At 62.1% G+C, this 24,631-nt stretch carries 17 protein-coding genes and 1 tRNA gene; 9 read left to right on the forward strand and 9 right to left on the reverse strand.

What is annotated here, in order from left to right:
- Nucleotides 1–139 precede the first annotated feature (139 nt).
- The gene (locus BUA05_RS10140) at nucleotides 140–1,552 is read right to left on the reverse strand and encodes a helix-turn-helix domain-containing protein (RefSeq protein ID WP_072674773.1); all 1,413 of its coding nucleotides are present in this window, start codon (nucleotides 1,550–1,552) and stop codon (nucleotides 140–142) included.
- A gap of 195 nt (nucleotides 1,553–1,747) precedes the next feature.
- Here BUA05_RS10140 and BUA05_RS10145 point away from each other — a divergent pair, with 195 nt between their 5' ends.
- The 5 genes from BUA05_RS10145 (at nucleotide 1,748) to BUA05_RS10165 (ending at nucleotide 7,870) form a co-directional block, all read left to right on the forward strand.
- The gene (locus tag BUA05_RS10145; protein WP_084662589.1) at nucleotides 1,748–2,590 is read left to right on the forward strand and encodes a helix-turn-helix transcriptional regulator; all 843 of its coding nucleotides are present in this window, start codon (nucleotides 1,748–1,750) and stop codon (nucleotides 2,588–2,590) included.
- Between the two features lie 898 nt (nucleotides 2,591–3,488).
- On the forward strand, nucleotides 3,489–4,952 hold the full coding sequence (locus BUA05_RS10150; protein ID WP_084662590.1) for an MFS transporter: 1,464 nt from the start codon (nucleotides 3,489–3,491) through the stop codon (nucleotides 4,950–4,952).
- A 25-nt stretch (nucleotides 4,953–4,977) separates the two neighbouring features.
- On the forward strand, nucleotides 4,978–5,754 hold the full coding sequence (locus tag BUA05_RS10155; RefSeq protein ID WP_072674905.1) for an acetoacetate decarboxylase family protein: 777 nt from the start codon (nucleotides 4,978–4,980) through the stop codon (nucleotides 5,752–5,754).
- Complete coding sequence (locus BUA05_RS10160) at nucleotides 5,751–7,013, forward strand: 3-hydroxyacyl-CoA dehydrogenase NAD-binding domain-containing protein (protein WP_072674774.1); 1,263 nt, start codon at nucleotides 5,751–5,753, stop codon at nucleotides 7,011–7,013. The genes BUA05_RS10155 and BUA05_RS10160 overlap by 4 nt, the downstream gene beginning before the upstream one ends.
- Nucleotides 7,010–7,870 carry a TauD/TfdA dioxygenase family protein gene (locus tag BUA05_RS10165; RefSeq protein WP_072674776.1) on the forward strand — a complete coding sequence of 287 codons (861 nt, stop codon included), beginning with the start codon at nucleotides 7,010–7,012 and terminating at the stop codon, nucleotides 7,868–7,870. Before BUA05_RS10160 ends, BUA05_RS10165 begins: the two co-directional genes overlap by 4 nt.
- Before the next feature lie 4 nt (nucleotides 7,871–7,874).
- On the opposite strand, the gene BUA05_RS10170 is transcribed toward BUA05_RS10165, so the two are convergent.
- Together BUA05_RS10170 and BUA05_RS10175 are read right to left on the reverse strand one after the other, a co-directional pair.
- Nucleotides 7,875–8,123: a wax ester/triacylglycerol synthase domain-containing protein gene (locus BUA05_RS10170; protein WP_143150299.1), complete on the reverse strand. Its 249-nt coding sequence runs from the start codon at nucleotides 8,121–8,123 to the stop codon at nucleotides 7,875–7,877.
- A gap of 1 nt (nucleotide 8,124) precedes the next feature.
- A complete protein-coding gene (locus tag BUA05_RS10175; protein WP_084662591.1) occupies nucleotides 8,125–10,626 on the reverse strand; it encodes a TonB-dependent receptor in 2,502 nt (833 codons plus the stop codon).
- Between the two features lie 130 nt (nucleotides 10,627–10,756).
- Between BUA05_RS10175 and BUA05_RS10180 the strand changes: the two genes are divergently transcribed.
- Nucleotides 10,757–11,746, forward strand: a complete 990-nt coding sequence (locus BUA05_RS10180) for a LysR family transcriptional regulator (RefSeq protein ID WP_072674780.1) — start codon at nucleotides 10,757–10,759, stop codon at nucleotides 11,744–11,746.
- 368 nt (nucleotides 11,747–12,114) lie between these two features.
- Here the strand turns inward: BUA05_RS10180 and BUA05_RS10185 are convergent, their stop codons facing one another.
- The 3 genes from BUA05_RS10185 to BUA05_RS10195 all read right to left on the reverse strand — a co-directional run bounded on the left by BUA05_RS10185 (nucleotide 12,115) and on the right by BUA05_RS10195 (nucleotide 15,768).
- Nucleotides 12,115–13,344 (reverse strand): tyrosine-type recombinase/integrase, encoded by a 1,230-nt coding sequence (locus BUA05_RS10185; protein WP_072674782.1) that lies wholly within the window; start codon nucleotides 13,342–13,344, stop codon nucleotides 12,115–12,117.
- 202 nt (nucleotides 13,345–13,546) lie between these two features.
- A tRNA-Gly gene (locus tag BUA05_RS10190) sits at nucleotides 13,547–13,620 on the reverse strand.
- A 186-nt stretch (nucleotides 13,621–13,806) separates the two neighbouring features.
- Nucleotides 13,807–15,768 (reverse strand): hypothetical protein, encoded by a 1,962-nt coding sequence (locus BUA05_RS10195; protein ID WP_245790165.1) that lies wholly within the window; start codon nucleotides 15,766–15,768, stop codon nucleotides 13,807–13,809.
- Nucleotides 15,769–15,942: 174 nt separating this feature from the next.
- Between BUA05_RS10195 and BUA05_RS10200 the strand changes: the two genes are divergently transcribed.
- Nucleotides 15,943–18,081 carry a trypsin-like serine protease gene (locus BUA05_RS10200; RefSeq protein ID WP_086616489.1) on the forward strand — a complete coding sequence of 713 codons (2,139 nt, stop codon included), beginning with the start codon at nucleotides 15,943–15,945 and terminating at the stop codon, nucleotides 18,079–18,081.
- Between the two features lie 67 nt (nucleotides 18,082–18,148).
- Here the strand turns inward: BUA05_RS10200 and BUA05_RS10205 are convergent, their stop codons facing one another.
- Together BUA05_RS10205 and BUA05_RS10210 are read right to left on the reverse strand one after the other, a co-directional pair.
- Entirely contained in the window at nucleotides 18,149–18,385 is a 237-nt protein-coding gene (locus BUA05_RS10205; RefSeq protein ID WP_072674787.1) for a hypothetical protein, read from the reverse strand.
- A 44-nt stretch (nucleotides 18,386–18,429) separates the two neighbouring features.
- Nucleotides 18,430–20,415: a TIR domain-containing protein gene (locus BUA05_RS10210; protein ID WP_158093677.1), complete on the reverse strand. Its 1,986-nt coding sequence runs from the start codon at nucleotides 20,413–20,415 to the stop codon at nucleotides 18,430–18,432.
- 194 nt (nucleotides 20,416–20,609) lie between these two features.
- Between BUA05_RS10210 and BUA05_RS10215 the strand changes: the two genes are divergently transcribed.
- A complete protein-coding gene (locus tag BUA05_RS10215) occupies nucleotides 20,610–21,989 on the forward strand; it encodes a M24 family metallopeptidase (protein ID WP_245790166.1) in 1,380 nt (459 codons plus the stop codon).
- Here the strand turns inward: BUA05_RS10215 and BUA05_RS10220 are convergent.
- Nucleotides 21,986–22,945, reverse strand: a complete 960-nt coding sequence (locus BUA05_RS10220; RefSeq protein ID WP_158093676.1) for an SMP-30/gluconolactonase/LRE family protein — start codon at nucleotides 22,943–22,945, stop codon at nucleotides 21,986–21,988. The two genes, BUA05_RS10215 and BUA05_RS10220, sit on opposite strands and share 4 nt — an antisense overlap.
- 153 nt (nucleotides 22,946–23,098) lie before the next feature.
- Between BUA05_RS10220 and BUA05_RS10225 the strand changes: the two genes are divergently transcribed.
- A complete protein-coding gene (locus BUA05_RS10225) occupies nucleotides 23,099–24,592 on the forward strand; it encodes a CoA-acylating methylmalonate-semialdehyde dehydrogenase (RefSeq protein ID WP_072674790.1) in 1,494 nt (497 codons plus the stop codon).
- Nucleotides 24,593–24,631: the final 39 nt, after the last annotated feature.

Genomic DNA, 24,631 nt, shown 5'->3' on the forward strand with positions numbered 1-24,631 from the left:
GTTCCGCACCCTGCAACCGCTGTCCGAAGGCGTCGACAATGAAGCGGCCGGCTGGCGGCATGACCCGATCCTGCCCGCGCGGTTTTGCGCGCGCGCTGACCATGGCCGGATGCCTGCGCATGACCGCAGGATCGGCGCGTCAGCGCGACATTTCGTAAGGCACCACGCCGCGGCGGAACAGGTCGACCGCGATGGTCTGGTCGCTGGGCGGGTAGGCGCGCTGGTCGCAATCAGCGCGCGGACAGATGCGGCACGAGACACCGATCGGGGTCGCCGCCTGCGCTGATACGGTATCGATGCTGTCGGCATAGACGAACTCGCTGGCGTGGCGAACCTCGCAGCCAAGCGCCACGGCATAGCGCCGGGGGTTGCGATCGAACCGGCCCGAAGCCTTGACCAGCCCCTTGGCGATCGAGACATAGCGTTGCCCGTCAGGGGTCTCGGCCAGCTGGACGAGGATGCGGTCGGGAATCGCCGCCGCCTCGTGCACGATCCACAAGGGGCATGCGCCGCCGAACCGGGCGAACTGGAACCGGGTGGCGCTGTGGCGCTTGGTGATATTGCCCGCCATGTCGACCCGGCAGAAAAAGATCGGCAGGCCCCGCTCGCCTTCGCGCTGCATGGTCGAAAGCCGGTGGCAGGTCTGCTCGAAACTGGTCTGGTAGTGCAGCGCCAGCCGGTCGACATCGTGGCGGAACGCGCGCGCGGCCTTGCGAAAATGGCCATAGGGCATCAGCACCGCGCCTGCGGCATAATTGGCAAGGCCGATGGTCAGCAATTCGCGCGCGACTTCGCTGCGCAGCCGCGCTGCATCGGCGGTGTCGCGGATCGCATCGCCCAGCGTCGTGGCGGCAACATGATAGGCGATCTGGAACCGGATGCTGGCGGCCGGCTGGCCGGAATCGATCCGCAGCACGCCTTCGCCCGCATCGAAGCTGCGCAGCGCATCGGCTGGGCTGATGTCGACAGTGATCGCATGCTCTTGCCTGAGATGCGCGCGCAAGGCTTCGGTGGTGGGCACCGCGTCCTGCCCGGCAATCGCGGCGATCAGCTGTTCGGCGGCGCGATCAATCAGGTCGACATAATTGTTCGAAAGGTGAAACCAGTCGCGCACTTCCTCCCACGGCAGGCGCGCGCCTTCGTGGCTATCGACGGCCAGCGCTTCGTCGACCATTTCGAGCCGCTGGTTGGCCCGGCGCAAGGCCCCGTGCAGTTCCACAAAGCGGCGCGCGAAGGCCGGCTGCTGTTCCGCCAGCCGGGCGATGGTGTCAGGGGGCGTGGGCGTATCGAAGATCGGATCGGCCACCGCCTCGCGCAGCAGCAATGAAAGCTGTTCGGTATCCTCGCCCGGAAAATCCTGCCATTCGAGCGGGAACAGCCGCGCCACCCGCTCGATCAGCCGCGGCGTCAACGGGCGGTCGTCATGTTCAAGCTGGCTGAGATAGGACGGGCTGATCGCCAGCTGTTGCGCCAGATCCGCCTGCTTCAGCCCGCGCCGTTCACGCAGGATGCGCAATTGCTGACCTGCAAATATCCTCTGCCGATTGCCCATGAGGCGACTCTACTTTGCAAATATTCACTTTGCAAATTTGCAAATTAACATTGGACTGTCACCCCTGCATGCGCAAACCCGACAATGTCGGAGCGGGAATCGGTCGCGCGCACCTGTGCACAAAGCCGGTTCACTCCATTCCGCCCCGGCGCGTACATACTGGAAATTGCAGATTTTCGTTCAGGGAGATCCCGCTTGGCCACCAACGTTCTCGAACTTCGCCGGTTCGATCCGCCTGCCGCATCGGACGACCTGCCCGGTGATGTGACCATTGGCGAAAATCCCGACATCCGCCGCGCCGCGCTGGTGCTGGCGCGTGCGGCCAGCCGCCATGGCCTGCGGATCATGGTCTGGCACGATCTTGCAACCCTCGCACCGATGACCGATGCGCAAGGCGATCCGCTCAACGCGGGCGTGTTTGGCTGGCAGGAACACGATCTCGCCGCCTGGCATGATCGCGACAGGATGCTCGCCTCCCCCGTGCTGCGCGCCTGCCGGGTCGAGAGCGAACCGTTCTGGATCAACCGCCACGGCATCCGGACACGCTGGCCCAACCGCCTGCTCGACCCGATCGAACGCGACGATTTCGAGCAGCGCGCCGCGGTCAGGGCCGCGATCATCCTGCCCGTCCACCTTCCCTTCGCACAGGTCGCCGCCGCCGTTCTCACCAGCACCGATCCGGCACAGGAAGATCTGTCAGAAGAATTCGCCCGCTGCGCCGGAACCCTCGCCGAAGCGGTGCAGCGGTTTGTGCGTGGCTATGTCATGGTCACCCGCGATGAACGCTATCTGCCCGGTGATACCCTGCTTTCCAGCCGCGAAATCGAATGCCTGAGCTGGGTCGCGCACGGAAAGACCGATTTCGAGATCAGCATCATCCTGGGTTGCAGCCATGCCGGGGTGCGTTACCACATCACCCGTGCCTGTGCGAAACTTGGTGTGGTCAACCGCGCGCAGTCGGTGTTCCGGGCCAGCCAGCTGGGATATCTCGGCCCGGCGACCCCGGCGGCATGCGGGCCGCAGCTGCGCCCGGCATGATCGCTGACACGCAGGATCGGCCCGGTCGGTAACGCGGCAAACAGGATTGTGTCAGGCGGTTGCGGCAGACGGCGCTGGAGCGGTGAAGGGAAGCCAATTACTCAAGCAAACAACTGTACTTATTCAATTTTCCAAAACCTGAAACATAAAAGGCCCCCAATCTGGCCCCCACCTGCCAGCGCTTCTGTGGAAAAACGCGAGATTAGGAGGGACCTTCGCGCCTATCGCATCCCTTCGTAAATAGACTGCTAGACTTTGGTTGTCACCGGTCCGATTGGCAACTCAAATGTGAGTAGAGCGCGGCTTTAAGAGACAACAGACGAAAGAATTCGGTGGATCTCAAACAACTCGCTCATCGATCAAGGATTTTCATTTACTTTCAGATTTTTACAAGACTGCGAGTTGTCTGCGGATCAGCGGAAACCCGCTTAACTCGTAGACGGGTGTGTTTCGCCCAAACAGGTATTCCATAAATATATCAGGGACTTAAATCCCGAATTCGCGGGGTACGGTGTGCTCGCCAGATTTCCATTTGCGCGCGGTTTGCCAATCGCTCGCAGATCTTTCGGCTTAGCCACTCCGGACGACACCTGTCGTGAAGCAGCCGCGCGGCGATTGAGCGCAGCAAATGACTGCTTTGCGCCCCAATCCCGGTCATTCGAGTGGTCGCGCTTCTCGTCTGAAAGCTGTCGCTGGTTCAGGCTAGCCTCCCTGGCCGCTACGCGCCCCAGTTTTTGATATTGGCATTCAAGTCCTCAAGCCCCAATAGCTGTCAAAATCATCTCACATTTGGTTAGAGAATGTAACCTTGTTGTAGAATTTGGATAGGAAGATAGTCTGCATCATTCGGCGCTTCATCGGATCTTTTTGTTGAACTCAAGATGTCGCGTCCCAAAGCATGAGTGCGGACGAAATGACTGGAAATAGAGTACCCATTCTCACGAAGCTGGCCTACGGCTTTGGAGCAATCGCTTATGGCGTGAAGAACAACGGCTTCGATTTCTTCCTGCTGTTGTTCTACTCGCAAATTCTGGGTGTGGATGCCGAACTGGTCGGGCTGGCACTGCTGATCGCGCTGGTGTTTGACGCCTTCTCCGACCCGTTTGTAGGATATCTCAGCGACAATACGCGCAGCCGTTGGGGCAGGCGCCACCCATGGATGTATTTTTCCGCAATTCCGGTCTCGGTCGCCTATTTTTTCTTGTGGTCGCCGCCTGAGACGCTGACCAACAATGAGCTGTTCTTCTACCTCGTGGGCCTCTCGATCCTGATACGCACTTTGATTACGCTGTATGAGGTGCCCAGCTCCGCTCTCGCCCCCGAACTGACGCGCGATTATGATGAGCGTACGCGCCTGATGGCATGGCGGACATTCTTCGGGTGGATTGGCGGAACGCTGATCGCCGCGTTCACCATGGCCGTCATCCTTGCGCCGAGCGATGCCAATCCGGAAGGACTGTTCAACCGCGCCGGCTTCACAACCTATGGTCTGATCGCATCGGTGATGATGTTTACATCCATCATGGTGACGAGCCTCGGCACGCACCGGGCGATCCCAACCCTCCCCAAGGCACCGGTCACCGAGACCAAGCGTCTGGGGGCCATTTTCGGTGAGATTTTCGAGACGCTAACCAGCAAGTCGTTCCTCGCACTATTTCTGGCGACGATAATCTCGGCTGTCGCGACGGGCCTTGCGATGAGCCTCAATCTTTACCTCAACACCTATCTGTGGGGCTTTACACAGGAGCAGATCAGCATTCTCATCCTCGCCTCGCTGGTGGGCGCTGCCGGATCAGTAATCATTGCGCCGCTGTTCACCCGCGTGTTCGGCAAGCGCAAAGGAGCAATCATCGCGGCAAGCGCGACGCTTTTCCTGTCTCCGGTGCTCATCGCATTACGGCTCGGCGGGGTTCTCGAACCGATGCCGACCGACAGCCCGTCATTCCTGCTGCCGTTGATCTTCACCGTGGCTGTGATCGAGATGACCCTCACGATCACCTTCCAGGTGCTCATGTTCTCCATGATTGCCGATCTGGTCGAAGAAAGCGAAGTGCGGACCAAGCGCCGGTCCGAAGGCGTATTCTTCGCCGCGATCACCTTCTCGGCTAAAGCCACACAGGGATTGGGCATTTTCGCCGCTTCGCTGGTGTTGGCCTATGTCAGTTTCCCGGAAGGTGCAAAGCCTGGGGAAGTCTCAGAGGACATCGTACTGGAGTTTGGCCTGACTTATCTTATCGCAATCCTGACCTTGTCGATTGCCCGGATATTCTGCGTCCGCCTCTACCGTATCGACCGAGAAGCGCATGAACGCAATGTAGCTCAAACCACCGCAATCGACCAAGGACCCGCCAGTGACGTTTGAACGAGATCCAGCCAAGAGTTACATGATGCCAGCGCATTTCGGGGCGCGCTACACCGGCCCCAATACGTCCGGCTGGTACCGCGACGTGACTGCAATGGTGGTGCCCTATGTCACGGATCGCACCAAGCTGGCCGCGCTCTTACCGGATGGTTTCGAGCCTGCGGAAGACCCGGTGATCTCTGTCTACTACGCGTGCAACAAGCAGATCGATTGGCTGGCAGGGCGCGGTTACAACATGATCGGCGTCAATGCGGATGTGATCTACAATGGAGAAGGCGAGAGGCTTGCCGGGACCTATGCTCTCGTCATCTGGGAGAACCTGGCCGATCCTATCCTGACCGGGCGCGAATTGCAGGGCATCCCCAAGGTCTTCGCGGATATTCCCGACCACAGCATCAGTGGCGACGTTTGGCGCTGCAACGCGAGCCACTTTGGCCATGCGATAGTCGGCATGGAAATCTCCGCCCTACGCGCGCCGGAGCTTGAGGAGATTGCCGCTGCGCAGAAGGCAAAGGAGGGCCAGGACAACCCGATGGGCTGGCGCTACATCCAAAAGGCAGGGGCGCCTGATCCCGCACTAGACGAATACACTACATTCCCGAGCGAGAACCACTTGAGCCAAATCATGCTGGGTGAAGGGAACGTAGACTGGAACCGGCTGACTTGGGAGCAGAACCCGACCCAGTTCCATATCGTCAACGCGCTGGAGCAACTGCCCATCGTCGAATATCGCCCCGCAATGATTACACGGGGTGCGACCAATCTGGTGTTGCCGCAACGCCCGACCCGTGTGCTGCGATGAGGCCGGGCGATCCTGGCCATGTCTGCTTTATCGGCGCAGGCACAATGGGCTGCTATAACGCTCTGCTCGCCTCGTTGGCGGGCTATGATGCAGTCATCTACGATATCTCGCGAGAGACGCTGTTTGGCGTGCCGCAAACTATATCTGCGATGGGTGCACAAATGGTCGCGGCAGGTCTGCAGGATACTGACGCGGTCGAAGTGGCAAAATCACGCATAGCGACACAGCACGACCTGACTGCCGCGCTCTACGGCGCGAAGCTCGTGAGCGAATCCATTTTCGAGAATCTCGAAGTCAAGCGCGAGTTGTTTGCTGATCTCGATGGCCGCTGTCGAAGCGATGTCATCATCACCACCAACAGTTCCTCGTTGATGGTATCGGATATCGAAGATGCGCTAGGCGACGGGAGCCGTTTTGCCGCTCTTCACTCGCATCTGGGCGCTATGCTGTTCGATATCGTGCCCGGCCCCCGAACCGCACCCGGGACAACGGCAGCGCTCAAGGAATACGTGTCAAATCTTGGCGGCATCTCGCTCGTTCTCAACAAGGAGAACAAGGGCTATGTCTTCAACGCAATGATCGGCCCGGTTTTGGCCACCGCTATGCTTCAGGTTATCGATGGCGCAGCAAGCATGGAAGATGTCGACCGTGCTTGGATGAAGCGCACCGGATCACCAATGGGGCCGTTTGGCATGATGGACCTGTTCGGCACAGCGCTGATTTACGACAGCTGGAAGCACCGCCCCGCAATGCCCGACCAGCCGTTGATGGACTTGATGAAGCGTAAGGTACTGTCCTTCCTCGCGCCGATCGTTGGTACGGGCAGGCTCGGGATGAAATCAGGCCATGGGTTCTACACCTATCCCGACCCGGCATACAGCCGCCCCGGCTTCCTCAACGGGTATCCGGAGACCAGCGGTGCCGACTACGCGCTGACATCTGCCTGGACACAAAATGCCGCGCTGATCGCAGCAAATGACGTGGCCGAACCGCATGACATCGACCGCGCTTGGATTGCGGCCACCCGTCAGGCGAAGGGGCCCTTCGCCATTCTCGATGATATCGGGCTGGAACGTGCGCTCACGCTATTCGCCGTGACTGGCCCATTGGCGGGCATTGAGAACATTGCGAAGGTCAGCGGCTGCCTGCTCGGGAAACTCGGCGAAGGTTGTCCCGGAGCAGCAGGCGGCAAGGGCTTCTACGACTATCCCGAACCGGCTTATGCCGAAGCAGGCTTCGTAGGAGGAGGCGCAATTTGAAAACGCGTGAATGGTCCGAGCATTGCGGTTCGCTGGTGGAAAACTTCCAACTCGCTCAGGCGAGGGATGACGAGATCGATAAGCTGCGCACCTTGCTCGCGGCGCGCGGCGTGCTTTTCTTCCGCGATCAGGATTTGCCGCCGGCCGAGCACCTTCGTTTCGCGCGGCGATTTGGCGAGATCGTCCTCAACAAGTTTTTCATGCCGGTTCCAGGCTTCCCCGAAATCGCCGAGGTCCGAAAGGAAGCCGACCAGACGACCAACATCGGGGGCGGCTGGCACACCGATCATAGCTATGACGAGGCACCGGCACTTGGTTCGATCCTTGTTGCGCGCATACTTCCGGAAAGCGGCGGCGACACACTGTTCGCAAATATGCATTCTGCCTCGGCCGCGCTGCCCGACGATCTGAAGCGACGTGTTGCAAAGCTGATCGCCGTCCATTCCAACGTTCACATCTATGGGCGCGGCGGGTATTACCAAGGCACAGACCTCGGCAACTCGCTGAAAGGCACAGACGATGTTGGCTCCGCCAAGCACCCAGTAATTGTGCGTCATCCGGCTACCGGCGGCGAAATACTCTATGTAAATCCGGCCCATACAACCCACATCGAGGGACTTGACGAAGACGAGAGCGGCGCGCTGCTAGAGCAGCTCTATGACCACGCATTGCGACCTGAATTTCAGTGCCGTTTCGATTGGCAACCCGGATCGGTGGCAATCTGGGACAATCGCTCGACCTGGCATTTTGCCGAGAACGACTATGACGGGGAACGCCGCCTGATGCACCGGATCACCCTTGGCGGCGCACCATTCCCATCCAATGACGGCGAAACAGCCAGCAATAGCGGAGCCTGACTGCCTATAGCGTTCCTCGACCGTATCGATCCCGAGCTGCGACCCAATAGGGGTAATCCAGCGGCACCAGCCGCTGCCGCATAGTCTTGGAGAACGGCAGGCGGGCCTCGATGAAACCGAGAATGTCCTTGAAGCGTACGAAACCGTCCTGTGCGGTCGCCGGATCATAGGTCATGATCGAGCCGATATGCATCGGCGCGTTTCGCTGCTCCAGCGCCACGAATGACGCATCGAGGCCCTGTAGCTGTCTCAATTCAGAACCTGAACTGGATCTCGGCTCCGAAGCTGCGCGGCGGCGTGTAGCTGAGCGTACGGCCAAAGGCTGACGAGCGGCTTCCCTCAAGCGCATCGGCACCGTCATAACCGAGTGTGTCAAACACGTTCCGGACATATCCGATCAGGCGGATGTTCTGGTTGTCGGTCACATAGGTTACTCGCAAGTCGACCTGATCCCAGCCCGGCACGCGATAGTTGGGATTGTCGAACACCCCGTAATAGGCATCAGACCGGTAGACATAGCTACCCGCCAAGAACAGGTTCCCGCTGGAGACAGGAACATCAACCAGGCCCGAAAGCGAAAGCTTGTGCTTGGAAGTCGCTGGCAAACGATTGCCATCGATATCGACCAAATTGTTCCCCGGAAGGTTCGGATCGTCGAACAGCAGGTTCGTTTCCGTGATCCTGGCATCGAGATAGGCATAATTAGCGTTCAACTCGAACCAGTCGGTCGGCTCCCATGCCGTCTCGAATTCCACGCCGGTCGACTTGGAAGTCGGAATGTTGAACAGATTGCCCAGACCAATCCCGCCGGTTTCAACTTCGATCGGAACCTGCAGTCCGTCATAGATGTAGTGAAACGCGGTGACGTTCAGCGTCAGCCCGTAAGCGGGTTGGCTCTTGATCCCAATCTCGAATGCGTCGACCTCTTCCTTGTCGACCACCGCATTGGCCGAGTACACGCCAAGATTGAAGCCGCCCGACTTAATGCCGCGCGAATAGCTGCCGAAAATCAACGTGTCGGGATTCGGCGCGTAATCAAGGCCGAGCCGCCATGAAAGACCGCTCCAGTCATCCTCGAATGACCGTGTCTGGGCGCCCGAGCCGGTCAGGCTTGGAAATACCGTGTTCAGCACCGGAACGGTCACGTCCAGCGCTGGGGTGAACGCTCCGCAGCCGAAACCAAAACAACCTGCCGGATTCAGCGTCGGGTCCGTCGGATTCCATCCGACCAGCCGGAACGATTCATTGCCCTTCTTCTTGTCGCGCGAATAACGCAGACCGACGGTGGCCGTCAGATTCTCTGCGACCTCGAAATCGGCCTGACCAAAGGCGGCGAGGGCATCCGTCTTCAGGTCGCTTCTTCCCTCATAAAAGGAGCGCCGAGGATTTGCAGCACAGCTAGCGGCGACCGCACCTCCCGGACCTGTGCACAATGGCGCCGCCATTGCCGCGCTCAGATTATCCGAGCCGTCGCCGTCGACAAATTGGGTGATCGGCTGCGAGAAATCTTCCGAGTATTGATAGAGGCCAACAATCCAGTTGAATGCCCCTTCGTCACTGTTCGAAAGGGTGATCTCGTTGCTGTAGTAGCTCTTGTCCTCGATGTACTCCTGCACATAGGTTGGATTGTAAGTGTAGGTGAACGCGGCAAAGGCGGGACTAAGCGCGGCCAGCGTGCCCGCACCAGTGGTAACCGAATCCACGCTCGTGAAATCGTAGTCGGATATCTGCTCGTAGAAGTACTGCGAATACCCGCCGACATATTTGAGTGTCACACCGCCCAGATCAGCCGTTAGTTGTGCCACGATATTGTGGTTATCGGTGAGCTTCTGGCTGGCACGCGTATTGGCATCGAACGATCGCGGATCAGTGACGCCTGGCGAGGCAACGGTATAGCCGAACGCTGCATTGGGAACGAGACCTTCTGCCAAAACGTCAGTCGTTGAGAATGCCGTCGCAAGACCTCCTGTGCGGTTATGGTCGTCCCATTCGGCATGTGAGTATTTGAGCCAGAGCTCGGTCGAATCAGAGATGTCCCATTCGAGCTGCCCTTCCACGAGAAAGCGGTCGAGCGTGCCTTCACCCTTCAGCCCCGAAACATTGGTATAGGGTTCATCGAAAAAGCGTGGACCAACCTGGACGCTCACGCGCGCCTTCAACCCCTCGGTGATAGGTCCCGAAAGATAGCCCTCCCCGATCCAGAAACCGAGACTCTCGACCGTTCCGCGCACTTCGCCTTCAAAGGTCTCGGTCGGCCTTTTGGAAACGACATTAAGCGAACCGCCAATCGAGTTGCGTCCATAGAGCGTGCCCTGCGGTCCGCGAAGCACTTCGACCCGCTCAACGAACATGGGTGTCTTGGATGCTTCCGCCGCAGAGGCGGTATAGAATCCGTCATTATAGGTCGCGACACCCGGATCGGTGCCGATGATATTGGTCAGCCGCCCGACACCGCGGATCGAAAGCCGGTCGAGCGACGCGGAAAAACTCAGGCCCGGCGTGAAATTCGACATGTCCTGGATCGTGCGGATGCCGAGCTTGTCACGATCTTCATCGCTAAAGACGGAAATAGCGACCGGCACATCTTGAACGTCCTGCTCGCGGCGCTGCGCAATGACGATGATGGGATTACCTTGGCCGCCAGTTGGCGTTTCGGCCGTATCTTGGGGTTGCCCCTGCGCCTGATCCTGCGCCTGTGCGGGCATCGCCATGATGATCGCGCCCAGTGAAACGGCCGAAAATAGTGTCTTAGTCATTACCCACTCCCCCAAAACTGCCCGGCGCGATGTCACAAGGACTCAAGCAAGACCGGTTGCAGCTTGGGGATGGTCAAGCTATCAACTTTGAGCAATAAGGATAGATGCTCTATCCAAAGGAGGTTCCGAGATGGATGAGCTATGGCGGTACCGGCAACTGATCACCCTGGCTGAGATGGGCAATTACAGAAGGGCTGCCGACAGACTCGGGATCACCCACGGAGCGCTAAGCCAGACGGTCGCCAAGTTCGAAGATCAGTACGGTACGCAATTGTTCGAGCGCAAGAAGCGACGCACCGTTGCCACGCCCTATGGAGAACGGTTACTGCATGCGGCTCGGGAATCCGTCGAGCTTGTTTCGCAGGCTAGGCGTGACATGGCGCTCATGCAGAATTTGAAGATCGGCCGCCTGATTGTCGGCGTCGATACGGCCATCGCCGAGGGGCTGCTCGCCCCCGCTCTTGCTGCGTTGCTGAAGAGCTTTCCCGAGCTGCAGTTCACTACCCTGGCGCGCAATTGGCGGACAATGGAGGAAGATCTGCGCTCGGACAGGATCGACATGTTTATCGGCCTATCGCCAGATCGACGGAGCGACAGTTTCGATTACCGGGAGTTTCCTCTTGTCCCGCCGATTTTCGTGTGCCGATCTGACCACCCACTGATCCGCAAGGGCGCATTTGAGGTTTCGGATCTATTGATTCACCCATTTGGAGGTAGCGAAGTGCCTGATTCGCTGCTCAAGCAGTTTGTCGAAGCGTTTCCGGCACAGTTCAAATCCATCTCATCATTGCGCGAAATTTTTCTCACGGCTCACGAGCTGGGCTTGCTGCGCCAGCTCCTTACCAGCACTGACATCGTAGGATTGCTGCCAGAGGCGGTAATCCGGTCCGAGCTCGATGCCGGGAATGTACGGATTTTGGCTCGCCTTGACGATGTGATGGAATCTGAAATCAAGGGCTCGATCGTGACCCGACAGGATCGTTCGCTTCCTCCGGCCGCATTGCGTTTGTCTTCCCTTGTTGAAGACATGGCGCTTCGGGGCTTCGGCGCCTACCAGTCTCGCGATCATATTGAGCGCCAGATCGACCTACCAGTCGATGGGAAGGATAGGGCGCGATGAGGTAGAATTGATAGCAGCACGCATCTCTTTAAAGCAGACAGCCTGCTATCGGCCCATAAGCAGCCTCAAACGCCAGCGAGGCTCAAAATCCACTGGGAAGTGATTGTTGCCACATCAGCATGTTGCCTCGCCTATCTGGACCGTCCTTCGCAGCTTAGAACAGGAGCACACCCTACCCCGCAATTTCGGGATATAAGCCTTTGTTTCTGAATTGAAATAGCGTTTTGGGTGGAATCAACCCGTCTACGAGTAGAGCGGGTTTGCGCCGAACCGCAGACCACTCACGTTGCCATAACTTACTACAATAAATAGATACTTTCACTTGCTGTCACGGGTTGCAGAAGGGTTGCGGTTTTTGGCGCAATCGGTTAGCGTTTCGCTGCCTTGATCGGCACCACTTGCGAGCCCTCACAGAGCTGATCGAGGTAGTCGCTCCACCACTTCATCATTTTCACGCGCTCTTTCCAGTGAGCTCCGCGATGATAGGCTGCGCGGACCTTGTCGCTGTCGCCGTGCGCAAGGGCGCGCTCAATTGCGTCGGGGCTCCACTTGCCGCTCTCGTTTAGCAAGGTGGAGGCCATCGCGCGGAAGCCGTGGGCGGTCATTTCGTCGGTGGTGTAGCCTAGACGGCGCAAGCCAGCGTTGATCGTGTTATCGCTCATGGGACGCCTGCGGGTTCGAACTGACGGAAACACATAGCCAACCGGACCGGTCAGCCTATGGGCATCTTCTAGGATCGCAATGGCTTGGCTTGAGAGCGGGACGAGGTGATCCTTGCGCATCTTCGTCTTGCTCGCCGGGATCGTCCATAAAGCGCCATCGAAGTCGATTTCGCTCCACTCGGCATGGCGAAGCTCGCCCGGCCTCACGAACACATGCGGAGCAAGCTGCATTGCCAATTTGGTGACAGGTTGACCTTCGTACCCATCGATAGCCCTGAGCAGCTCGCCAGCCTCGACGGGATCAAGAACCGCACCGTAGTGTGTCACGGTAGGGTTCATCAGCGCGCCTCTCAAGTCGCGCGTCGGATCGGACTTGAGGCGCGCTGTAGCAACCGCATAGCGGAACACTGAGCCTGCCAGTTGCAAGGTTCGCTTCGCGCTTTCCAGCTTGCCCTTACTCTCGATCCGGCGAACGGCTGTCAGGATGTCGGCAGGCTCGATGTCGGCGATGGGCAGATTGCCAATCGAACTGTTGAGGACCGACAGTAGGTATTCGCAGCGCTTCGCCGTTGCGGGTGCCCAGGCTCGTGAGCCATCGTGTTTGCGCTTCTCGCAAAATTCAGCGGCGATAGAAGCGAATGTATTCTCGGCACCAAGCTTCTTACGCGCCTTCTCACGCTGTTTCTCGCGCGAAGGGTCCTTTCCCTGCGCCAGAGCCTCGCGTGCAGCATCGCGCCTTCTACGGGCCTCTGCTAGCCCGATTTCCGGGTAGGTTCCGAGCCCCAGTTTCTTCTCGCGTCCATCAACGCGGTACTTCATGCGCCACAATCTGCCGCCACTTGGCTGAACCAAAAGGAAGAGCCCTAGCGAATCGCCCAATTTGTAAGCTTTCGCCTTCGGTCTAGCCTTGCGAACGGCAACGTCTGTTAATGCCATATTTTCAGACCTTTACCCGGTGCGTGGCCCCCAGTTTGGGGGCCACTCGAATTGGCGGAAACCTGTGTGGCCCCCAATGTGGCCCCCAAATCAGCGAGATTTGGCGGGACTAAGCGGGCAAATGCAGGACAAACGAACGCCAGAAGCCCTATGGTTTCCAAGGGTTTTATAGCGTTTCCGGGATGTTTTGGGAAGGCGGCGCTGGAGCGGGTGAAGGGAATCGAACCCTCGTCGTCAGCTTGGGAAGCTGCTGCTCTACCATTGAGCTACACCCGCAATTCTGGGTTTGATGTCACCAGATGCGCGTTCTTGACAGTGCCGTTGAGTGGCATCCGCAAAGCGGGCGCTGTTTGCAACGCGGGCTGCGGGCGGTCAACGGATTTTTTGGGTCCGCAGGCACCATTGCGCTTGCAACCGGCACCCTGTCCGCACCCAGTTTAGACGGGCCGCTCAGGCAGCCGTTCAGGCGGGTAAGGCGAGGTGCTTCGCGCCGAAGACCGATTGCCAGCTCTCGATCTCTTCGACCACCGCCTCATCAAGCGCGTGCATCAGGTCTGCGGCGGCGGCATAGGTCAAGCCGCTTTCCGCTCCAGCCAGCAGCAACGTGATGCGGGCCTCGATTTCGCGCAGCTTTTCCGCCGCCACCCGCGAGATCGCGCCGAAGCGCTCGAAATCACCGAAATAGCGGATCCCCGCAAGGTTCGCGCCGAGCGTCGGGAAGGCGACACCGAGGAAGGTGAACAGCGGCGAAAGCTCGGCGGCCAGCGCCTTGGGCAGGAATCCGGCAACCCCGGCGAACTTCAGCAACAGATAGGCCAGCACCGATACTACCGCGAGCACGAAGCATGCGCCCGCCGCCCGGTCGAGCCGGTGATGCACCTTCTCCAGCCGGTGCGCCTTGGCCTCATGATAGGCGCGCTGGGTGACGACGTGCGGCAACGCCACACCGGTCAGGGCGGCGCGCAGATAGGCGCGGGTTAGGCGCGCGCGTGGCAGGCCCACCGCCCGAAGGGCGTGGCGGGCGAAATGCTCGGGCCATTCGCCGCCTGCCTGGCCCCCGCCGGTTCTGGGCCAGCGACCCGTCGGACGCGAGACGCCGAGCAGCAGCAAGCCGGGCGCATGCCGCAGGTATTCGGCAACGCGCCGCAATTCGAACCAGCGCCGGTGCCAGCCGCGCCGCGAACCTGCGGCTGTCAAGCCAAGGATCCCGACCAGCAGCAGCAGCTCGACCGTGGCAAAGATCCACTTGAGCTCCCCCAGACCTGCCGGAAGGAACGCCAGCCCGATGATCACCGCCAGCGCCGCCAGCACGAAGTTCACGCACATCCCGCTGCGATAGGCATCGGCCAGACGACTGGCGATGCCATCGGCCCAGGCGAACATCGGCAGCACTTCGCCGCTCAGCCGCGCCGTCACCCGTTGATCACCGCCGGGCATGGCCGCAGCCGCCTGCACCAGACCCGTCGCGCTGCCATCGGCAATCGCTGCGGGTGCCTCGTAATCGACCCGAAGCGAACCAAACGCGCCGCCCGCGCCGCCGAACAGCCGCTCGATCCGCCGATACAGCCCGAAGCCGCGGGAACTGCGCGGACGCCACGCCTCACGTTCGAGCTGCGCCGGGCTCCAGCCTTCCACCACCACCGCAGCCCGGATGATCGCTTCGAGCCGGGCAAGGTCAGGCGCACTGCCATCAGCCTCGTCACCGGGCTGGAAAAGCTCTTCTGGGCGGGTCAGGATCGACCAGCGTCCCGGTGCGCCGGGATCAACCAGCAGCACCGGCGTGCCCATCGCCAGCGCGGTGGCGACGGTATGGCCGGTACCGCCGGCCAGATTGGCGATCTTCCCGTCCCACACGGCGACGACAAGATCGGTGCGTTCGATCATGACCCGCCCCGCCAGCGCAACATTGCCTGAGACAAGCGCTTCAAAGGTGCGGGCAGCCGCGCGGTCGTCCGGATCGGCTAGCATGGCCAGCAACAGCGCCTCGACCTCGGCATCGCGGTCGGCCAGTTCGAACATGTCCGCCTGCGCGGTGATCGCCCGGATCGCGGCGGCGCGCGCTTCTGCCTCGCGGTCGGCGGCGGGATCTCCGCGGCACAGTGCTGCGGCATCGGCAGGGGTCGGTGGATGGGCGTTGATCGCAAGGTTGAGGTCAGCGCCGAAGGGCAGCGGCACCACCAGCTGCCAGCCCCGCGCCAGCGCCAGCTCGGCAGCGACCTGATCGGTGCCATCCACCAGCAGGCTGTGCAACCGCAGCGGCGCGTGCGTTCCGGGAAGGCCTGCCGCGATCCCGTCGATCCGCGCAAACAGATCCGCCAGCGCGGTGGCGATCGCCTCGCCATGGGCAGAAAACGACGGATTGGTGGCCCGATGGCCGGTGATGCCCAGCGCAAGAAAAGGCTGCCAGTCAGCTGCGAGGTTCACGGAAGGCAAGGGGGGCATGGGCTGGCTGTCTCTCCTTGCCGGTCAGGCCGTGTCGGGGCCGACCTTAACGCCTAGTCTTGCAGGCTTACAAGGGGCGATCCGCACCATGCCCGGTTTGACCATGAACGCGGTAAAGCGCATTGTCATCGCGGGGAAGCGGGAGGATGCGCGGTGGTGAAAGGGATTGCGATAGTGGTGGGGGCGTTGCTTGCTCTGGCGGCGGCATCGGTGCGGGCTCAGGTGCCGCACGAATATCCCTCGGGAACTCTCGCCTGGACGCGCGCGGATCCCGACAAGCCGGTGGAACTGGACGCGCGCGAAGCAGCCGAGGCCGCGCAGGCTGAAATCGCCTGTAATGCCGGAGACCTCGCCGGATGCGCTGCGCTGGGCCGCGCTTTCCGCGATGGCGCAGGCAGGCCGCAAAACCGCCCGGTGGCCGAATTACTATTTCGCCAGGCTTGTGATGGTGCCGAGGCGACGGGCTGTTTCGCGTTGGGCGCGCAATTGCGCAAACTGGAAGACCCGGACGCACAAGATGAGGGGCTGATCATGCTGCAGCGCAGCTGCACTCTCGGCTCGGCAGAGGCGTGCGAGGCGGCAGCAGCCATCATCAGCGCCGTAAACGCGCGGGCCGACGAACGGCGCCAGCTGGAAGGCGAGTGCCGGGCCGGGCTCACCGAATCCTGCAAGCGGCTCCTGTTCGAGCATATCGGCGAGGAAGGCGAACTGACGCCCGAGGTGCGCGATGTACTCGATGATGGCTGCCGCACAGGCTCTGCCCAGTCATGCCAGCGATTGGGCGAAGCGGCGTTCATCGAAGGCAGCGGCTCGCCCGAAAACCGGATCGCGGCGCTGACGCTGTTCGATCGCGCCTGCGAACGCGATTCCTTCTACTGCTTCTTGCCGACGCAGATCCGCGCGCGGCCCACGCTGGCTGAAAATTGCGAGCGCGGAGTGATGGCCGATTGCATCGCTCTGGGGCAGCTCTATTCCGCAGAGTTCTCGCTGCTCTATTCTCCGGCAGAAGCCATGATGCTGCTCGGAAAAGCCTGCGAGGCGGGCGAGACCGAGGTCTGCCGCGATGCGGCATCAATGGCGCTCTATCAGATCTCCCCTCCGGCGGAGACGCGGGCGGAAGAGTGGTACGCGACCGGCTGTGCGGACGGCATCGAAGCCGATTGCGTGGTCCTCGGCCGGCGCCTGACCGATGAAACCCGCCCGTCGGCGGAACGGACGCGCGGCTATGCCTTGCTTGCCGGTGTTTGCGAAATCGGGTTTGGCAAGGTCTGTGACGATCTCTACCAGCGCGCCGGAACCGATCCCGAGGCGCCGCTGCTGATCGCCGACAACCGCTTCGGCCCGCCGACAGCGCCGACCGACGGGGCCGAGGAGGCCCGCCGGGTGGCGGCAGCGCTCGCCGAGGAGGCGGCCGCCGCGCAATTTGATCCTTGCACACGCACCGCGGTGACTTTCCGCGGCGTAGTCTATCTCGACACGATCTGTGATCCGGTGGAGCGGATCGTCATCGGCTACCGGCTGCGTCCTGGGCAAGCGCCGTGGCAGGCGCTGCTGTGGCGACCCGCGCGAATGGGCGAGCTTGATGTCGCACCCGGCAAGCGCGTGGCCTGCGGCGGCTCGCTGATCGCCTCGGGCTGGATCCTCACCGCTGCCCATTGCATCGTCGACAAGAATCGCAAGTCCACACTCGAGCGTGGACACCGCATCCGGCTGGGGGTCTATAATCCGCAGGCCGACGAAGGGGTCAGCTATCCGATTCTGGGTGCCATCGCGCACCCCCGCTACCATGAGAAAAGCCGCGCCTTCGATATTGCGCTGATCCGCTATGATCCGCGCGCCGGGAAAAAAGGGGCTGCGACCAATTCCATCGCCCGCATCCGGATTGATCCGCTGCCGCTCGACGAGCGCGAGATCAAGGACGGGATGCCGGTCTACACCTATGGCTGGGGCCTGACCTCATACAGAGGGCAATCGAGCGATCACCTGCGCGGCGCGAGGATGCAGCTGGAAGATCCCGAGGTCTGCACGGACCGGACCGAGTTCCGGGGTCGGTTGCTTCAGGATGCCGTACTGTGTGCCGGGGCGCCCGATAAATCACAGGCCTGCGATGGCGACAGCGGCGGACCGCTGATCACCTATGGCGACGGACGCAATATTCCAACGGTTATCGGGGTGGTCAGCGCAGGCGAGAAATGCGGATCGACCGGCGTACCCAGCCGCTATACCAGGGTCGCCAAGGTGCGCAGCTGGATCGACGACGTGCTGGCTGGCCGCCTTAGCGTGCCGCGTCTCTAGTCAGGCCGGCCCGGCAGCAGTGCCGGGCCGCACCCGCAGGAGATAGCTATTCGACAAAGCCTTCGGCTTACTGTGCCGACGGCAAAATCGGATTGGTGTTGGTTTCGGTGCCTTCCGCGGCAGCCGCAGCAGCGTCGAGCGCGGCGGCGTCATCGTCCGTCATTTCCTCTTCCCCGCCGATGTCCTCGACAGGTGCGGCCTCGGTTGCCTCAGCCGGGGCTTCTTCGGCCGGAGCCTCGCCCCCGCAGGCAGCCAGCGTCAAGGCAGCGCCGGCGATAACTCCGAAGGTCACGATCTTCTTCATGTGCAATTCCCCGTTTGTCTGCCCTCCATGGGCCACATGGTCTATCACGAGGAGAGCTGCGAAAGCAATTCCTCAAGCGCGGGCTCGCCGCGCAAGGGATCGAGCAATGGATCGTTGGGCGCGAACAATACGCCCGGATCGCCCGAGGCATAGGCCCTTGCAACCCGTGCTAGGGCGGCCTGCACCTCGCCGCGCTGCGCCAGCACCTGCGCCTGCTGGTACAGGGCAGCATCGCCATATTGCTCGATAATCGCTGCGAAAGCAGCGTCCGCCGCCGCGCGATCGCCCAGCCTGTGCAAGGCGATTGCCGAGGCAGTCAGCGTGTAGATCGGTATCCGCTCCGCTTTCGCAGCGGCCAGCGCGCCTGCGGCATCGCCCTGCATCAGCCGCGCATTGGCAATCGCGAAATGGGCGCTTACGAGACTGGGATTGAGTTCGAGCGCGCGCTCCATGCGGGCGATCACCTTGGGATAATCTCTCGCAAACAGCGCGATATAGCCCGCCGAACGGAACGCGCGGGCATTGAGCGGGTCGAGCACAATGACCTGTTCGATCATGCGGGTCGCCGTGTCCTGCTGCTCACCATAGGCATAGAAGGTCGCGATCTGGCGCAGCGCATCGGCATCGCCGGGCGCGAGCTTTTCCGCCGCCTGATAATGCGGCATCGCCTCGGCGCGTTTGAGCTGACCGTTATTGAGCGCGAAACCGAGCGCCAGATGACTTTGGGCCAGCCGTTCTTCCAGCGTGATGGCGCGCTCGGCAGCAGTGATCGCTGCCGCATAGAGCTCACGCGCCTCGGCGGCATCATTGGTGGCGTTGGCAATGCCCGACAGCATGGTCGCGCGCATTGCATGGGCCGCGGCGTATTCCGGATCGGCCGCAATCGCCGCATCGAACTGGATCAGCGCGCGCCGGTCGCTCTCCACCCCGGCAGACAGGTCATACAGCGCATGGCCGCGCAGGAATGCCTCGAAGGCTGCCACATTTGCGGTGCCGCCAACGGCCTGCTGCGCGACAAGGCTGCTGTGCGCCTCGGTTTCGCCAACGGTCTGCGCCACCAGCGACAGGGCGACCGTCTCGGCTATTTCCGATTGCAGGGCGAACACATCTTCCAGCGGCCGGTCATAGGTTTCCGCCCAGCGCACCATCCCGCCATTGATTTCGACCAGTTCGGCCGAGACCCGCATCTGCATCTCGTCGCGCTGGACGCTGCCGCGCAGGATGTGATCCACCCCAAGCGTACGGCCGATCGCGAAATCATCCTCGCCCCCGATCATGCCGGACGACGTGGGTGCGGCCACTCTGAGCCGCGGATTGCGCACCAGCACCGCGCGCAGTTCGTTGGACAATCCGTTGGAAAACCAGGCCTTGCCGACATCGCCCGTCAGGTTGGCAAAGGGCAGCACCACCATCGAAATGGCCTGCGCCGAACCTGTGCCCAGCAGGCCGGATTGCCACGCCCCCAGCAGTGCGGCACCGCCAGCAAGGCCCGCGCCGCCGATCATCACCGCCCGGCGCGAAAGCGCGGAACCCGAAGGTGATGCCAGTGTCGCAGCCAGTGTCGGGGCAGCAATCGCCTCGGACGATCCGGCTGCGGGCGCGGCCTGCCCCGCTTTGGTCCTGACCGCGGCCAGAACTCGTTCGGCCTGCGCATCGCCCGGATCACCCGACCAGCCCGCAATGTCGAGCAACTGGAACTGGCGAAAGCCGAGCGGGGCCATGGTGCCATCGAGCGACAGCGGCACCAGACAGCCGCGCTCGCGCCCGCGCTGTGCCTCGTCACGCACCCAGTGCGAAGCGACCGCGGTCCGCGACCACAGCACCACCACGCAAGCAGCCGATTCGAGCGCGGTTTCGGTGGTCGCCAGATAATTCTCGCCGCCTTCGAGCCGCCCGTCCCACCACACGTCGAAACCGGCGCCCTCAAGCAGCGCGATAACCGGGCGCGCGTGTTCAATATCGCCGCGCGAATAACTCAGGAAGATCGGGGGACGGCGCCCTGCGATGGCATCGCTGCTGTCCGTCGCCATTGTTCCATCCCCGTGTTCCATCCCGCCTTGCTACATCGAAACCCGCGGCCTCGCAAAGCAATCACGTGTTCCGCCATGCGCAAAATCGCCTTGTGCTGGTGGGCGGGGATTCTTCCGGGCGTTCCGGCCGGGCTTGCACTGGCTGGCGCGCCGCGCCAGTGTCGCGGCAGACCACAGACAGGGGAGCGGCGGCGATGATCATGGCACCACGGGCAAGGCAGGCGGGACTGAGCATACTGCTGGCGGTTTTCGCCGCATTACCCGTGCCGCTGGCCGCCGCAGACGCGCCGATTGCCATGAGCCAGACCGAGCAGGCGGCCCCGGCCATGCCGCCGATCCTGTCCCCGCGCGAGCGCGCGGCGGTCGAGAACCGCATACTTGCCGGGCGGCTCGACAGCATCATACCCGCGATCATGCGCGAAGAGGGCATCGACCTGTGGCTGCTGGTGGCGCGCGAATATTTCGAGGAGCCGGTGGTCGCCACCATGCTCGATGCCGAAAACATGCACGCCCGCCGGCGCACGATCCTGATCTTCCACGATCCGGGCGAGGGGCAGCCGGTGGAGCGGCTGACGGTGAGCCGCTATGGTCTCGGCGGCCTGTTCGCGCCGTCATGGAACCCGGAAGACCAGCCGGACCAGTGGCAGGCCGTGGCCGAAATTATCGCGGCGCGCGATCCGCAAAAAATCGCGATCAATTCCTCGGACCTCTCCCAATTCGCCGATGGCATGACGCTGAGCCAGCACGACCGCTTCATGTCGGCCCTGCCCTCAGCCCTGCATGAACGCGTGGTCACGGGCGAGGGTCTGGCGATCCGCTGGCTCGAAACCCGCACGCCTGCCGAGATGGAGCTTTACCCCGCCATCGTGCGCACCGCCCATGCGGTGATCGGCGAGGCGTTTTCGCGTGACGTGATCACGCCGGGCGTCACCACAGCGAGCGAGGTGCAGTGGTGGTATCGCGGCCGGCTGATGCAATTGGGTCTCGATCCGTGGTTCCATCCCTCCGTGGCGATCCAGCGGCAGGGCGCGGACGGCATGCTCGAAGGCGACGCGGTGATCCGGCCCGGCGACCTGTTGTGGACCGATTTCGGCATCACCTACCTCAGGCTCAACACCGATACACAGCATCTCGCCTATGTGCTCAAGCCCGGCGAGACCGAGGCACCCGCAGGGTTGCGGGCGGGGCTGGAAAACAGCAACCGGGTGCAGGATTTCCTCACCCGCGCCTTCAAGGTCGGGCGCAGCGGCAATGAAGCCCTCGCCATCGCCCGTGCCGATGCGCTTGCGGCCGGATTGGAACCGTCGATCTACACCCACCCGATCGGCCATCACGGCCACGGCGCGGGGCCATCAATCGGGTTCTGGGACAATCAGAACCCCGATCCGCGTGGGGAAGGCCCGATCCGGGCGAACACGGCATGGTCGATCGAGCTGACATCCTACGCGGCGGTGCCGGAATGGGGCGGGCAGCGCGTCGATTTCCGCACCGAAGAAGACGCCTTCTTCGATGGCGGCACTGTGCGCTATATCGACGGACGCCAGACCGAAATCACGCTGATCCCGTCGGACTAACGGCGGCTGGATGAGCCGATCCCGCGCGCGCGGGTCTTGACCCGGTACACGTCGCCAAGCGCGGTGATGTAGAGATCGGACAGGTCCGGCCCGCCCCAGGCGATGTTGGTGGCGCGCTTGGGCGTTTCGAGCCGCGCCAGCAGCGTGCCGCCGGGCGCAACCGCGCAAACCCCGCCGGGGCAGGTGGTGAACACCCGGCCCGCGCTGTCCACCCGCACCCCGTCGACCGAGCCCTGTGCGCCCTCGCGCTTGAGATCGGCAAACAGGCGGCGGTTGCTCGCCGAACCATCAGCGGCGATATCATAGGCCCACAGGGTCTGGGTCGCGCTGTCGCCGACATAAAGCACGCGCTCGTCAGGCGAGAGGGCAAGGCCGTTGGGCCGTTCCAGCGCATCGTCGATCAGCACCATCTTGCCCGAAGCCTCGTCGAAGGCGAAGACGCCCGAAAAACCCACCTCGTTGCTGCGCTCGACCCCCTGATAGGCGCTGCGCAGCCCATAGGGCGGATCGGTGAACAGGATCAGCCAATCGCTGCGCACGATCACGTCATTGGGGCTGCTGAGATGGCGGCCCTCGAACGCCGCGACCACCACCTGCCGCCCGTCTTCGGGCGTCCAGCGGGTGATCGTCCCGCTGCCGTGTTCGGCGTTGATCAGGCGGCCTTCACGATCAAACGTATGCCCGTTGGCAAGCGCGGAAGGGGTGTAGAGCACGTCCGGCGCGCCGCCGCCCGGGGTCAGGACATAAACCGTGTCGCCGGGAATATCGCTGAAGATCAAGCGTTCCCCGTCCCACGCCGGGCCTTCGGTGAAGGTGAAGCCGTCCGCCACCTTCTCAAGACTGGCAGGGATGAACACATCATCATCGGCCAGCGGCACGGCTTCGGGCACCTGCGCCAGCGCGCCGCCGGCCACCAGCATGGCCAGACCTGCAACATACCCCAATCCTGCGCGCATCTCGCCTACTCCCTGTCCGTGATCTCTGGTCCGTGATTGCTGCAACCTGCCCCGTCCCGCGCGCATAGGCCAGCACTTTTGGGGAGAGCCGCGCCCTTGCCAGCATCGGCCAGCATCGCCATTGGGAAGACCAGAGACAGGAGACCTTTTCCCATGCGTCAGATCGGCCATTTCATTGTCGGCGACAGCCCCGCCCCTTCGCGCAAACATCAAATCTGGAACCCCTCGACCGGCGAAGTGCAGGCCGAGGTCGCCTTGGGCGACGCCGCGCTGCTGGCGCAGGCCGTGGCAACCGCCAAGCGCGTGCAGCCCGCCTGGGCCGCCACCAACCCGCAGCGCCGCGCACGGGTGATGTTCGCCTTCAAGGAACTGGTCGAGGCCAACATGCAGAGCCTCGCCGAAATGCTCTCGTCCGAGCATGGCAAGACCGTGCCCGATGCGCGCGGCGATGTGCAGCGCGGGCTGGAAGTGATCGAATATGCCTGCGGGTTGCCGCAGATCATGAAGGGCGAATATACCCACGGCGCAGGACCGGGGATCGATGTCTTTTCGATGCGTCAACCGCTCGGCATCGGGGTGGGCATCACCCCGTTCAACTTCCCGGCGATGATCCCGATGTGGATGTTCGGCATGGCGTGCGCGGCGGGCAATGCCTTCATCCTCAAGCCGTCCGAACGCGACCCCAGCGTGCCGGTGCGGCTGGCCGAACTGTTCCTTGAAGCGGGCGCGCCCGAGGGGCTGTTGCAGGTCGTGCATGGCGACAAGGAAATGGTCGATGCGATCCTTGACCACCCCGATATCGCCGCGATCAGCTTTGTCGGTTCCTCCGACATCGCGCAGTATATCTATGCGCGCGGCACGGCGAACAACAAGCGGGTGCAGGCCTTCGGCGGAGCCAAGAACCACGGCATCGTGATGCCCGATGCCGATCTCGATCAGGTGGTCAACGACCTGGCGGGCGCGGCCTTTGGTTCGGCGGGCGAACGTTGCATGGCGTTGCCGGTGGTGGTGCCGGTGGGTGAGGACACCGCCAACCGGTTGCGCGAAAAGCTCATCCCCGCAATCCATGCCCTGCGCATCGGCGTGGCCAATGATCCCGATGCGGATTACGGCCCGGTCGTCACGCCCGAACACAAGGCCCGGATCGAACAGTGGATCACCGTGGCCGAGGAAGAAGGCGGCGAAATCGTGATCGACGGGCGCGGGTTCACGCTTCAGGGCCATGAAAAAGGCTTCTTCGTCGGCCCGACCCTGATCGACCACGTGACCCCGCAGATGACATCCTATCAGGAAGAAATCTTCGGCCCCGTGCTCCAGATCGTGCGCGCCAAGGATTTCGAGGAAGCCGTGCGCCTGCCGTCGGAACATCAATATGGCAATGGCGTCGCGATCTTCACCCGCAACGGCCACGCCGCGCGCGAATTTGCCGCGCGGGTCAATGTCGGCATGGTCGGCATCAACGTGCCGATCCCGGTGCCGGTCGCCTACCATTCCTTCGGCGGGTGGAAGCGTTCGGGCTTTGGCGACATTGACCAGTACGGCACCGAGGGCCTGAGGTTCTGGACCAAGAACAAGAAGGTTACCCAGCGCTGGCCCGATGGTTCGCAGGATGACTCCAACGCCTTTGTTATCCCGACCATGGGGTAAGACGCCTGGGGCCTGCGCTGCCCCGGCCTGAAACCCGGC

It is taken from the genome of Erythrobacter sanguineus (assembly GCF_900143235.1).
GTDB classification, from domain to species: domain Bacteria; phylum Pseudomonadota; class Alphaproteobacteria; order Sphingomonadales; family Sphingomonadaceae; genus Erythrobacter; species Erythrobacter sanguineus.